Here is a 12,730-nt window from a genome sequence, read left to right as displayed (position 1 = left end):
TGTTCTCCGTTCGAATGTTTAAATTCAGAGATCCAGCAACCAACTGTGCTGCGGATCGTTATGGAACTGCCAGACGCGTTTCGGTCCGGCCATCACGTTCAGGTAATACGACTCGTAGCCGTAGGGCACGCTGACCGGGTGATAGCCCTTGGGCACGACCACCAGGTCGCTGTTTTCCACGGCCATGGCCTGGTCGATGCTGCGGTCGTCGGTGTAGACCCGCTGGAACACGAAGCCCTGGGGCGGGTTGATCTGGTGGTAATAGGTTTCTTCGAGAAAGCTCTGATGCGGCAGATCGTCGGTGTCGTGCTTGTGCGGCGGGTAGCTCGACGAGTGCCCGGACGGTGTGCGCACTTCCACCACCAGCAGCGAATGGGCTGGCTCGGTGTCTGGCAGAATGTCGCAGACATAGCGGGTGTTGGCGCCCTTGCCGCGCACGCTGCGTTTCATGCTGTCGGGTTTGATCAGCCGTGGACCGAGGTTTTCGGCGGTCGAACCGGGCGCGGCGCAGACAGCGATTTGCACATCGCTCAACGCCACCACCTGCGCCTGGCTGCCGGGCGGCAAATACGCCGCGAACGGGGATTTGTCTTCGAATACCGATTGGCGATCGCCGATATTGTCCCAGTCGAACGCGCCCTGCCCCGGCGCTTCACCCTTGATGCTGACCCGGCCGCTGAGCAGCACCAGGCACAGTTCCTTGTCACCAGCGTTGACTGGCAGGGTTTCGCCGAGGCTCAGGCGGTAAGCAGCGAAACCGACGTATTCCAGCTCCCCTTGCCCCAACTCGACCATGGTTCGCCCGCGTGCATTGCTTTTGACCAACAGGCTCATCGCGCGGTCCTCTCGTTGAGTAGTGCACGTAAGGTGTCATAGCCTTTTTTGGCGTAGACGTAACTTGGTGCCACCGCTGGATCCTGCTCGGCCTCGACCACCAACCAGCCGTGGTAATCGGCGCCCAGCAGGACGTCGAGCAAGGCGCCGAAGTCGATGTCGCCATCGCCGGGCACGGTGAACGTGCCGTTGATGATGCAGTCCGGGAAGCTCCACAGGTTGTTGCGCGCCAGTTGCACCACCGGTTTGCGCACGTCCTTGAAATGCACGTGGCAGATGCGCTCGATGTGTTTGCGCAGCACCTGCAAGGGTTCACCGCCGCCCATGTAGCAGTGGCCCGAATCGAACAGCAGGCCGACTTCACTGCCGGTCAATGCCATCAGTTTGTCGATGTCCGCCGGGGATTCGACGTAGGCGCCCATGTGGTGGTGATACGCCAGGCGCACGCCCTGGGACAGGGTGAAGCGCGCCAGTTCGGTGAGTTTGTCGGCGTATTCCTGCCACGCCTGCTCGGTATGGAAACGTGGGCGCTCGACCAGCGGAATGCGCTGGCCTTGAATCGAGTCAGCGACTTCGCCATAGACCAGCACCTTGGCGCCGTTCTTTGCCAGCAGCTCGACATGGCTGGCGATGGCGTCGATTTCCTCGGCCACGGAACGGCGGGCCAGACGGCTGGAATACCAGCCGGAGACCAGCGCCAGATCGTAAGGCCGCAGCACGTCACCGACGCCTTTGGCATCCTTGGGGAATTTACCGTTGAGTTCGAAGCCTTCGTAGCCGATTTCCTTGCCTTCGCTGAGGGCGGTGCTCAACGGCGTCTCGCCACCGAGGGACGGCAAGTCGTCGTTGCTCCAGGAGATCGGGTTGATGCCAATTCGGATAGCGGGCATGGCTGCACCTTTTATTGTTTTACACAAATCAGTAAGAACGACGCTGAACCCATGTGGGAGCGGGCTTGCTCGCGAAAGCGGTGTATCAGGCGACATCGATGTTGAATGTGCCGCCGTCTTCGCGAGCAAGTCGAATCGTCGCACCGCCGCTCCCACATTGGAGTTGCGTTAACTCATCAGGCCCGGGCTGTGCGCCAGGCGTCGATCAATTCGACGAACGTGCCCTGCACCTGGCGGATCAGCGTTTCGTCGTCGATTTCACCGGCCATCCACGCGCGGCTCGGTTCCTGGAAAATCGTCCGGCCTACGGCAAAACCTCGGCAGGTCTGGCTCTGGCTGGCCTGCTGAAACCCTTCGGCCAGCGCCGCCGCCGGGGCGTTCAGGCCCAGCAGCACCACGCCACGGCAATACGGATCGCGTTCTTGAATCAGTTGGTCGAGCTGTTTCCATTCCTCGGCGCTTTGCGCTTCGATCTTCCACCAGGCCGGGTAGATGCCCAGGTTGTAAAGGCGTTTCAGCGCGCGATACAACACGTCCGGATGCGTCGACGGATGATCCTTGGGCGGAATGATTTCCAGCAGCAGTTCATGACCGCTGACCTGGGAGGCCTGATACAAACCCTTGATCTGTGCTTCCTGCTCCAGACGCAGCAACGGCTCGTCGTCGGGGTGGAATTGCACCAGGCATTTGATGATTTGTTCTTGAGGCCAGGCAATCAGGTTGCTGCCAATCGAACGACCGTGTTCGAACGCCAATGGCCGCGAGCCCTGCACTTCCACCGGCCGTGCCACCCACCAGCCGCGACCGGTGGCAGCGTTCAGCGAGTCCTGACCGAAGCGTTGATCGGCCAACAAGCCGACATCAGCCTCGACGCCCTGCTCACGCAAATCCGTTTCGACCCGCTCCACGGCTTTGATAAAGAGTTGTTTGAGTTCGCCGATAGCATTCAGATCGCGCCCGCCCTTATGGGCCAGCTCCACCAATTGCCCGCGATGATCGAAGGCGAAGATGAACAGCTGCTTCCACTGTTTACGCGGCACGCTGACCTGATGCAGGCGCTGCAACACGGCGTCCTGGTCCGGCCGGGTAATCGGCACCGGACTGTTAAACAGATAGTCGAGTTCGGCGCGGGTCGGCATGGCCGGGGCGCAGGCATGGCGTGACACCACCAGACCGCCGCAGGCATTGGCCAACTGGCAGCAGCGCTCGTCGCTCGCATCCTCCAGCCAACCGGCGAGGAAACCCGACATGAAGGCATCGCCGGCCCCCAGCACATTCAGCACCTCGACGCGCACGCCGGGATAGATCGCGCCGTCTTCAAGACGCGCCGGAATCACCCCGTGAATCACCGTGCAGCCTTGCGGGCCGAGCTTGACCACCAATGTCGCCGCGCTCAGTTGCCGAACATTGCGCAGCGCGGTGAGCAAATCCTCGGAACCGCCGGCAATCAAAAACTCTTCTTCAGTGCCAACGATCAGGTCGAAACGCGAAAGAATTTTCTGCACGTGCTGGCTGACGTTCTGATCAGCGACGAACCGGGTTTCGCCGTCCGCCTTGCCGGCCAGGCCCCAGAGCACCGGGCGATAATCGATGTCCAGCACCCGTTTGACGTTGTGCTTCTCGGCATAGTCCAGCGCCTGGATGCTCGCCTTGTAGACGCCGTCGGTGGAGAAATGGGTGCCGGTGATCAGCAGGGCTTTGCTGGAGGCGATAAAGGCTTCGTTGATGTCTTCGGCGCGCAACGCCATGTCGGCGCAGTTTTCGCGGTAGAACACCAAAGGAAAGGTTTCGCGGTCCTTGAGGCCCAGCAGGACCATGGCGGTCAGGCGTTCCGGATCGACCTTGATACCGCTGACGTCGCAACCTTCGCGGGTCAGAGATTCAACGAGGAAGCGGCCCATGTGGTCGTCCCCTACCCGGCTCAGCATCGCCGACTTCAGACCCAGCCGAGCGGTGCCGAAAGCGATGTTGGCGGACGAACCGCCGAGGTATTTGGCGAAGCTGCTCACATCCTCCAGCCGCGCCCCGACTTGCTGCGCATAGAGGTCGACGCCTAGGCGCCCCAGGCAAATCAGATCCAATTGACGCCCACTGGCAAAACGAGTCTGGCCCATGCTGGCTCCTGTTATTTTTATCAGCCTGCGTTCGGGGCGATGAAGGCGCCGAACACTCTTGGTGGATGCAGACTAAAACGACCGGGACCGAACAATCAATAATTATTCTAAATATTTTTTACGTGGAATATTTTTTCCAATAAACTTCTACACAAGCGCTCCAGACACGGTGCATCGTTTCAGCAGACCCGATGACGGCCGCAAGCTCAAGATTTTATTCCGGCCTACCCTGTAGACTGCGCACAGCCAACCTATTGTCAGGGGATGACCTGCCTGTCATCTCTATAAGCACAAGCCAGAAGGATTCCTTATGTCCCGCACCGATCAGCCGGCTACGACCGAGAGCACGCCCGATAGCGATCTCGCCAGCCCTCCGATCAATGCCGAGCGTTTGTTGCAGCTGATCACCGATGAATATGAAAGCCTGCCGCGCCAGCTCAAACGCATCGCCAGCTACATGAGCCAGCAGAGCGACCGGATCATGGTCGACCGCATCAGCGACATCGCCCGTGAATGCGAAGTGCACCCGTCGGCCATCGTGCGGTTTTCCCAGCGTTTCGGCTTCAGTGGTTTCAGCGAAATGCAGGCGCTGTTCCGCGAGGCCTACACCCACAAAACCACGCCGGTGCAGAACTACCAGCAACGCATCCGCAGCATGATCGCCAACAAGTCCCAGAAGGCCAGTGGCGGCGATCTGGCGCGCGAATGCATCAACGCCACCCTGTCTGGCATTGAACGGCTGGGGCTGGAACTCGATGACCAGGCCTTCGACAAAGCCGTGGACCTGGTGGTGAATGCCGATAACATCTACGTGGTGGGGGTGCGCCGCTCGTTCGCGGTGGCTGATTACCTGGTCTACAACCTGCAACACACCAATAAGCGCATCCACCTGGTGTCGGGCCTCGGCGGCAGTTACCGCGAGCAGATGCGCAGCGTGCGCGCCAATGACCTGGTGATCGCCATCAGCTTCACGCCCTACGGCAAGGAAACCCAGCACTGCCTGCGTATTGCCCAGCACAATCAGGCGAAAACCCTGATCATCACCGACAGCAATCTTTCCCCTTTGGCCAAGCGCGCCAACACCGTGCTGTTGGTCAACGAAGGCAGTTCGTTTGCCTTCCGCTCGTTGAGTGCGACCTTGTGCCTGTGCCAGGCGCTGTTTATCGCCGTGGCTTATCGACTGGAATTGAAGGTTGATGAGATTCATGAGCAGGTAGGCTTTGAGGATTAGCGATAGCCTTTGAGGATTAGCGCGAGGCCGTTTGCAGGTCGCTGAACCTCAGCTAAGGTTGTCCCTCCCCCAAGGACCGTCTGAAGGAGAGGCTCAATGAAACTGATCGGCATGCTGGATTCGCCCTACGTGCGACGCGTCGCCATTTCCGCCAAATGCCTGGGCATACCGCTGGAGCACGAGTCGGTTTCGGTGTTCAGAAACTTCGAGCAATTCCAGCAAATCAACCCGGTGGTGAAGGCCCCGACACTGGTGCTGGATGATGGCGAGGTGTTGATGGATTCGACGCTGATCATCGACTACCTGGAGGTTCTGGCCGCGCCGGGTAAAAGCCTGATACCCAACGATCCGGATCAACGCTTGCGCTCGCTACGGCTGATCGGCCTGGCGTTGGCAGCGTGCGAAAAATCGGTGCAGCTTTACTACGAACGCAACCTGCGGCCAGCGGAGATTCAATACGCGCCCTGGGTGGACCGGGTCGAAGGGCAATTGGCCGCGGCGTATTCGGCGCTGGAGCGGGAGTTGGAAAAACAGCCGCTGAAGACCGACGGTTCGATTGCGCAAGACGGGATTACCCTGGCGGTGGCCTGGAGCTTTACCAACCTGGTGGTACCGGATCAGGTGCAGGCCGCGCAGTTTCCGCGGATCAGCGCGTTCACAGAGTATGCCGAGGGGCTTGAGGTGTTTGTCGGTACGCCGATTAACTGAGCCACAACGATCGTTCCCACGCTCTGCGTGGGAACGATCGTCAGCGCCCACATGATCGGCGCATGACCTGTAGCGAGCGGTGCGGCGATCCGACTTGCCCGCGAAGGCGTCCTCAAGCATTCCATTTCTGCCACGTTCGGCACCGATCTTCAGCTGGAAAACACGTAGTGCCCTTTGACCTTCTTCGAGCCGAGGAATCCCAGGTCCGGGAACAACAGCGTCTTGAGGTAAGCGACAAAAAACACCATGCCCAAGGTGATCCCGGCACCGACGAGCGTCAGCAGCGGATCTTCCTCAAACCCCTGGAACATTCGCGGAAACTGGCTCAGGGACAGGATCACGTAAATGGTGTAGGCCTGCGCAACGTTCTTATAAAAACCCCAGGCGAACAACAGCGGCACCCCTGCGGCAAACAGCGTAAAAAACACGGCGGCACCTGGCCCGATCATCGAGCCCAGGAAGTAACCGAAGACTGCACCGAGCAACGCTTGAGCAATCGTCAGGACAAGTAAAGTCTTAATCTTGCCGGAGTGCCGCTGACAGAGTGCAGGGTCCGCATAGGCACCGATCCAGTACGCCAACACGCGATCCTTGACCTCCCCGCCGGACAGCGTCTTGAAAATTTCGGTCTTCGAACGCCCGCTTTCGAGCATCGCCACCAGTTGCCGTTTGCTTTCCTTTTTGTCCAAGGTATTTCTCCTGTCAGGCAACACAAAATCAAAAGTGGGAGCGGTTGTGCTCCCACTGAGGCGATTCTCGCTGCTTAGGCACCCGAAAAGCAAAACGCCGCTTCTACCTTGGATAGAAGCGGCGCAGGCAAATGCCTCAAAGGGGTCACGTGAGCAAGGCAATCAGAATGATGATCGGGATCGGTACGCCGAGAAAGAACAGCAATATAGAGCGCATGATAGTTCTCCTGGGTTAGCGAATAGGTGGCAGTGTCGTGGTTGTGGTGGTGGTCACGTAGGCATCGGTTTCCAGGTACTCCACGGCATCCCGACGACGACCGCCGAAGATCGCGGCGAGGCTGGCAAAAAATGCACCGGCCAGCAACGCGACGAACATCCACAACGCGGTCAAGGCTGCGACTTTGGCTGCGGTGTCGGCCGCTTGTTGCGCCGCCAGTTTGGCGTCGGCGACGGCTTTTTGGGTGCGGGCATAGACTTCATCGACACGGCGTTCGGCGTCCGCTTGAGTCAGGTTGGTCCGCTGCGCGACCAATTGCGCCAGGTAAGCCCGATCCTCGGGCGCCAATTGACCGTCGTTACGCAGGCTGCGCGCGAAGATCCGGGTAACGGTGCCATTGACGGCGTCTTCGCTGACGGCGACGGGCCGATCATCGCGAAACAGGCTGTCGATGAAGTAACCGTACGGGTCACTGTCGGTATTGCCGACCGCGCTGCCGGCAGCCTGGGTCATGGCGCTGGCGGCACCGCCGGCGACCGTTGCCCCGGCCTGCACGCCACCGCTGACGATGTTGCTGACCGAACCAACCACCAGGGTTGCGGTCACCAGCGTCGCGATACACCAGGCCAGAAAGCCATGGGCCGTGTCACGGAAGTAAACCTCATCGCCGTGCACGTAGGCCCACCTCACCCGCAAGCGACCGGCGATGTAGCCGCCGAGCCCGGAAGCCACGATCTGGGTAAAGGCCAGCCAGACAATCGTCGAGATACCCAGGCTTTTGGCGCTGACGCCTTCATGGGCCCACGGCGAAACCGCCGAAAAACCCAGACCAAAACCAAGCAGCACGAGGATCAGCGATAACGCCGCAGCCGCCGCGGCCCCGGCAAAGATAGCGGCCCAGGACACGCCCGAGAGCGTGCTGAACTCATCTGCGACAGGATAAAAACCATCAGAGGATCTGTTCATTGTTGTAGTGCTCCAGGCAGGTGTTACAACTCGTCAAACGAGCAATTGCAGTCAACGTGCCAGTCGCGCCACTTGGATAAATCGTTCTATTTCAATGCGTTGAAAACAATGAACTTCTCAGGGTCATGCAGTTTGCAAGGAGCCGGCCATATCGGCGGGTTTTATGCATTGATCAAAACGAGGCCTGCATGAAATTTTATTTAGAAAACCATCGATCATTTCTTGGCAAAATGCCGTGCAACGTCTTGAACACCTAACCAGGCAAGCCCTTATGACCCGCATCTTGACCATCGAAGACGACGCTGTGACCGCCCGGGAAATCGTCGCCGAACTGAGTAGCCACGGCCTCGACGTGGATTGGGTCGACAATGGCCGTGAAGGCCTGGAGCGTGCGGTCAGTGGCGACTACGACCTGATCACCCTCGACCGCATGCTGCCGGAGCTCGATGGTCTGGCGATTGTCACCACCCTGCGCACCATGGGCGTGGCCACGCCGATCCTGATGATCAGCGCCCTCTCCGACGTCGATGAACGGGTGCGCGGTCTACGCGCCGGCGGCGACGATTACCTGACCAAACCATTCGCCACCGATGAAATGGCCGCCCGGGTCGAAGTCTTGCTGCGCCGGCAGAACACCGTGACCGCCCAGGCCACCACGTTGCGCGTGGCCGATCTGGAGCTGAACCTGATCAGCCACGAGGCCAGCCGCGACAGCCAGTTGCTGACGCTGTTGCCGACCGAGTACAAGTTGCTGGAATTCCTGATGCGCAACACCGGGCAAATTCTGTCGCGGATGATGATTTTCGAAGAGGTCTGGGGTTATCACTTCGACCCCGGTACCAACCTGATCGACGTGCACATCGGTCGTCTGCGCAAAAAGATCGATCCGCCAGGCAAAGTCCCACTGATTCGGACGGTGCGAGGCTCGGGTTATGTCATTGCTGAACCCCTCTAAAGGCTGGCGCTCCTCCAGCAGCCGCTTGCTGGCGCTCTACAGTTCGCTGTTCGTGGCCTGGAGCGGGATTCTCATGGGGGTCATGTACTACGAGGTATCCAGTTACCTGGACACCTTGGCCAAGCATTCGTTGATGCAACGCCAGCATCTGTTTTCCCGCTTCCAGGGCGAGCAACTGGAGGACGCCCTCGCGGCCAGTGTGACCTTCGACATTCGCGGCATCGATGCCTATGGTTTGTTCGATGACCAGCAGCGCTACCTCATCGGCCCTTTGCGCCAGATCCCTCAAGGCCTGCCGCTGGACGGCAAGATTCACATCCTCAGCGACTGCGTCGACGCCGACGACCCGACCCTGCCCGCCGACAGCTGCGATGCCACGGCGACCCGGACCCTGGACGGGCGCTGGCTGGTGCTGGTGCGGGACAACGGTTCTCTGTTTGCCGTGACCCGAATCATCCTGCACGCGCTGCTGTGGGGGGTGTCGCTGACCATTCTGCCCGGCATCGCCGGCTGGCACTTATTGAGACGGCGACCGCTGCGGCGGATCCGGGCGATCCAGGCCAGCGCCGAAGCCATCGTCGCCGGCGACCTGACCCGGCGCCTGCCGCTGTCCAACCGCCGTGACGAGCTGGACATGCTCGCCGCCATCGTCAACGCCATGCTCGAACGCATTGAGCGCTTGATGAACGAGGTCAAGGGCGTGTGCGACAACATCGCCCATGACCTGCGCACACCGCTGACGCGCTTGCGGGCGCAGCTGTACCGGATTCAGCAGCAGGCCGATGACGGTTCGACGCTGGCCGTGCAACTGGATTCGGTGCTCGGCGAGGCGGATACCTTGATGGCGCGTTTTCGTGGCTTGTTGCGGATTTCCGAGCTGGAGGATCGCCAGCGCCGTTCGGGTTTCGTGCAACTGGACCCGGTGCCGTTGCTGCAAGAGTTGCATGACTTTTATCTGCCGCTGGCGGAAGAAGGCGAACTGACTTTTGAACTGCAACTGCCCGAGTCCCTGCCCCGGCTCAACGGCGACCGGGCGCTGCTGTTCGAAGCCGTGGCGAATTTGCTGAGCAACTCGATCAAATTCACACCGCCGGGTGGCAAGGTGATTTTACGTGGGTTGAATGACGCTGGGCATACGCGAATCGAAGTACTCGACTCCGGCCCCGGCATTGCGCTGGCCGAACGTGAAGCGGTGTTCCAGCGCTTCTATCGCGCCGAGGGCGGAAACCCGCAAAGCGGATTCGGGCTGGGCCTGTCGATCGTCGCGGCGATTGTCAGCCTGCATGGGTTTACGCTGGAAGTGGGCAACAGCGAACTGGGTGGTGCGCTGTTGGTGCTTGATTGCCGGCAGAGTCTGATTCCCCAGGCCTGACACTATCTCCATCACAAAGAAGCTCCAGTGTGGGAGCGGGCTCGCTCGCGAAGGCGGTGTGTCAGACAACATCACTGTCGACTGGCAGTCCGCATTCGCGAGCAAGCCCGCTCCCACATTAGATTTGCTTGGGCCGGGAACTCGATTCAGTACCCCGGAACCTCGCGCAGAAACACCGGCAGATCAGTGATCGGCGGCAGGGCCGGAATCTCGACGTACATCTGGACCACCCAGCCTCGGTGATAACTGGCATGGTTGACCACATGTAACAGCATCGCGCCGGCACTCATGACCCCGCTTTCCTCTGAGACGGAGGTGAATTCGATAGGTTTATCCAGCGAATCGTCGGTCTGGGCCGAGGTCCATCCACAGAACCATTGATCGATCTCCTGTTGCGCCATTCGCAGCTCGGGGAGTTCGGTGTGGAGCAGGTCATGGGAGGTTTTGAAGTCGTGCCCTCGGCCCTCCAGATGGGCTTGCCAGATGCAGTCCACCACGTAGATGTGGTTCAAGGTGCCGATGATGTTGTTGAACACCGACACCCGTTTGCGGTTGAGCTCTTCCGGTGGCAGCGCCATGAGGCTGTCGAAGAGTCGCTGATCGGCCCATCGCCTGTAATCGGCGAGCATGCGGGCAGTGCGTACGTTGATCATCAGAGGTCTCCCATATCGATGGGCGCATTGCCAAGAATAGCCCTCGCGGTGAACGGCATCGCAGACACTGATAACCGGCACCTTCGCGCAACGCGACCTGTGTAGCAACTGGCGCAATGTGGGAGCGGGCTTGCTCGCGAAAGCGGTGTGTCAGGCAACATCATTATCGACTGGCAGTCCGCCTTCGCGAGCAAGCCCGCTCCCACATTAAATCTCTAGCGAACACAGGATTTCGTTGCGAATTAAATCAAGATCAGACGCTGCTCCACCCGTTCGGCCAGCGCCAGGCAACTGGTCAGCCCCGGCGATTCGATGCCGAACAGGTTGACCAACCCCGGCACACCATGCACATCCGGGCCGCTGATGACGAAGTCGCTGGCCGGTTCGGTCGGCCCGCTGATTTTCGGGCGAATGCCGCTGTAGGCAGGTTGCAAGCTGCCATCGGGCAACGCCGGCCAGTAGCGCCGGATCGCCTGATAGAAACTTTCGCTACGGCGGGGATCGACGCGGTAATCGACGTGCTCGACCCATTCGACATCCGGCCCGAAACGCGCCTGACCGCCCAGGTCCAGGGTCATGTGCACGCCCAGCCCGGCGTTTTCCGGTGCCGGGTAAACCAGATGCCGGAACGGCGCCGGACCGCTGAAACTGAAATAGCTGCCCTTGCACAGCCAGGACTTGGGAACGTGCTGCGCTGGCAAGCCTTCGATCCGGCTCGCCACTTCAGGCGCGGACAATCCGGCGCAGTTGATCAACTGACGACAGCTCAACGTCATCGGCTGAGCCCCACCCATGTGCAGCTCGAAACCGTGCCCGGTGCTACGGGCCGATTCCAATGGCGTGTGAAAGGCTATCGAAGTACCGCACGCTTCGGCGTCTGCCTGAAGCGCCAACATCAGGGCATGGGAATCGACGATGCCGGTGGACGGCGACCAGAGCGCGGCAACGCAGGACAACGCCGGTTCAAGCGCCCGCGCCTGCGTGGTACTCAGCCATTGCAGATCATCGACGCCGTTGCGCCTGCCCTGCTCCAGCAATGCCTGCAAGGCATGGCGCTGACGTTCATCTGTGGCCACAATCAGCTTGCCGATACGCCGGTAATCGACGCCGCGCTCATCGCAGAAAGCGTACAGCCGTTGCCTGCCCTCCACGCACAATTGCGCCTTGAGACTGCCGCTCGGGTAATAGATACCGGCGTGGATCACTTCCGAGTTGCGCGAGCTGATGCCCACGCCAATCCCCTCGCCCGCCTCGACCAGAATCACTTCTCGCCCGGCCCGAGCCAGCGCCCTGGCTACCGCCAGCCCGACCACACCGGCCCCGACCACCACGCATTCGATATCGACGCTCACCTGCCCTCCACACATTCAAGCCAGCCCTCGCTCCCGATAATCGACCACGCTGGAGATTATCGCCAGCATGACCACGAAGATCCCGTCACGGGTTACATACAGTCCGTTCCATCCAACGGTCATCAAAACGACAACTAACTGTCAATTAGCTGAACCACTGCATACTTCAGTAACCGAACCCCGTTTAACCGGCCATTAAGTGAACTTTTACGATTGACTTCACCCGCCTCGCTCAGTAAATTGCCCGGGCCGGTAACAACGGCCTTTTATCAACTCACAAAAGAATTCAATGGACACAGTATCTAGCCGCTGTCGGATGACTGCAGATATGCAGGATCTGGCACATAACCCAGACAATGACGGGACTCGACTTTTCGGTCGGGTGAGCTGCGCTAGAGCCTGAGGCTCCACCGTAACTTGCCTCACCGGAATCAGTCCGGCCCAGAGGCATGTTATGAACTTCAAAACCACTGTAATGCCGGGCGTACGCGCCTTTGCATCGACCATGCGGGTCAAGCTTTGCCGTGAGCGTCTGTTGACGACTCGGCCCAGCGCCCCGTTTTCCGCCCCTTCTGCCCACGCCAAGGCACAACCTCGTGCCAACTGGCGCGTCTGCCCGACGACGGGCCGGCTTCAGCAACGCTGGAGCTTCGACGAAAGCCTGGACCCACCGAGTCGGCGCATCGCGCACCTTTTCCAGCAGGCGAGCCTGATGCTCGGCCTGGGCGCGCACTTTCAGTTGATCTGAA

General features: G+C 60.1%; 12 protein-coding genes. 5 read left to right on the top strand and 7 right to left on the bottom strand.

Annotation, left to right across the window (positions count from 1 at the left end; all coding sequences use genetic code 11):
* Nucleotides 1-24: 24 nt before the first annotated feature.
* The 3 genes from iolB to KVG95_RS26400 all read right to left on the bottom strand — a co-directional run bounded on the left by iolB (nucleotide 25) and on the right by KVG95_RS26400 (nucleotide 3,838).
* Complete coding sequence (iolB, locus tag KVG95_RS26410) at nucleotides 25-834, bottom strand: 5-deoxy-glucuronate isomerase (RefSeq protein ID WP_217858484.1); 810 nt, start codon at nucleotides 832-834, stop codon at nucleotides 25-27.
* A complete protein-coding gene (gene iolE / locus KVG95_RS26405; protein ID WP_050681562.1) occupies nucleotides 831-1,724 on the bottom strand; it encodes a myo-inosose-2 dehydratase in 894 nt (297 codons plus the stop codon). Before iolE ends, iolB begins: the two co-directional genes overlap by 4 nt.
* Before the next feature lie 176 nt (nucleotides 1,725-1,900).
* Entirely contained in the window at nucleotides 1,901-3,838 is a 1,938-nt protein-coding gene (locus KVG95_RS26400; RefSeq protein WP_217858483.1) for a bifunctional 5-dehydro-2-deoxygluconokinase/5-dehydro-2-deoxyphosphogluconate aldolase, read from the bottom strand.
* Between the two features lie 310 nt (nucleotides 3,839-4,148).
* On the opposite strand from KVG95_RS26400, the gene KVG95_RS26395 reads away from it, so the two are divergent.
* Together KVG95_RS26395 and KVG95_RS26390 are read left to right on the top strand one after the other, a co-directional pair.
* A complete protein-coding gene (locus KVG95_RS26395; RefSeq protein ID WP_052966863.1) occupies nucleotides 4,149-5,069 on the top strand; it encodes a MurR/RpiR family transcriptional regulator in 921 nt (306 codons plus the stop codon).
* A gap of 96 nt (nucleotides 5,070-5,165) precedes the next feature.
* The gene (locus tag KVG95_RS26390) at nucleotides 5,166-5,777 is read left to right on the top strand and encodes a glutathione S-transferase (protein WP_217858482.1); all 612 of its coding nucleotides are present in this window, start codon (nucleotides 5,166-5,168) and stop codon (nucleotides 5,775-5,777) included.
* A gap of 149 nt (nucleotides 5,778-5,926) precedes the next feature.
* Here the strand turns inward: KVG95_RS26390 and KVG95_RS26385 are convergent, their stop codons facing one another.
* Together KVG95_RS26385 and KVG95_RS26380 are read right to left on the bottom strand one after the other, a co-directional pair.
* Nucleotides 5,927-6,466, bottom strand: coding sequence for a hypothetical protein (locus KVG95_RS26385; RefSeq protein ID WP_217858481.1), 540 nt, complete (start codon nucleotides 6,464-6,466; stop codon nucleotides 5,927-5,929).
* A gap of 232 nt (nucleotides 6,467-6,698) precedes the next feature.
* Nucleotides 6,699-7,649: a hypothetical protein gene (locus tag KVG95_RS26380; RefSeq protein ID WP_217858480.1), complete on the bottom strand. Its 951-nt coding sequence runs from the start codon at nucleotides 7,647-7,649 to the stop codon at nucleotides 6,699-6,701.
* A 271-nt stretch (nucleotides 7,650-7,920) separates the two neighbouring features.
* Here KVG95_RS26380 and KVG95_RS26375 point away from each other — a divergent pair, with 271 nt between their 5' ends.
* Both KVG95_RS26375 and KVG95_RS26370 read left to right on the top strand, forming a co-directional pair.
* Entirely contained in the window at nucleotides 7,921-8,604 is a 684-nt protein-coding gene (locus tag KVG95_RS26375; RefSeq protein ID WP_052966859.1) for a response regulator transcription factor, read from the top strand.
* The gene (locus KVG95_RS26370; protein ID WP_217858479.1) at nucleotides 8,582-9,976 is read left to right on the top strand and encodes a sensor histidine kinase; all 1,395 of its coding nucleotides are present in this window, start codon (nucleotides 8,582-8,584) and stop codon (nucleotides 9,974-9,976) included. The genes KVG95_RS26375 and KVG95_RS26370 overlap by 23 nt, the downstream gene beginning before the upstream one ends.
* 146 nt (nucleotides 9,977-10,122) lie before the next feature.
* On the opposite strand, the gene KVG95_RS26365 is transcribed toward KVG95_RS26370, so the two are convergent.
* Both KVG95_RS26365 and KVG95_RS26360 read right to left on the bottom strand, forming a co-directional pair.
* Nucleotides 10,123-10,629 carry a DinB family protein gene (locus tag KVG95_RS26365; protein ID WP_052966857.1) on the bottom strand — a complete coding sequence of 169 codons (507 nt, stop codon included), beginning with the start codon at nucleotides 10,627-10,629 and terminating at the stop codon, nucleotides 10,123-10,125.
* 242 nt (nucleotides 10,630-10,871) lie between these two features.
* A complete protein-coding gene (locus KVG95_RS26360; RefSeq protein ID WP_217858478.1) occupies nucleotides 10,872-11,981 on the bottom strand; it encodes an NAD(P)/FAD-dependent oxidoreductase in 1,110 nt (369 codons plus the stop codon).
* A gap of 454 nt (nucleotides 11,982-12,435) precedes the next feature.
* Between KVG95_RS26360 and KVG95_RS26355 the strand changes: the two genes are divergently transcribed.
* Nucleotides 12,436-12,729: a hypothetical protein gene (locus tag KVG95_RS26355; RefSeq protein WP_217858477.1), complete on the top strand. Its 294-nt coding sequence runs from the start codon at nucleotides 12,436-12,438 to the stop codon at nucleotides 12,727-12,729.
* Nucleotide 12,730: the final 1 nt, after the last annotated feature.

The organism is Pseudomonas farris (genome assembly GCF_019145235.1).
Lineage (GTDB): Bacteria > Pseudomonadota > Gammaproteobacteria > Pseudomonadales > Pseudomonadaceae > Aquipseudomonas > Aquipseudomonas farris.
This window is presented reverse-complemented; position numbering and strand designations above follow the sequence as displayed.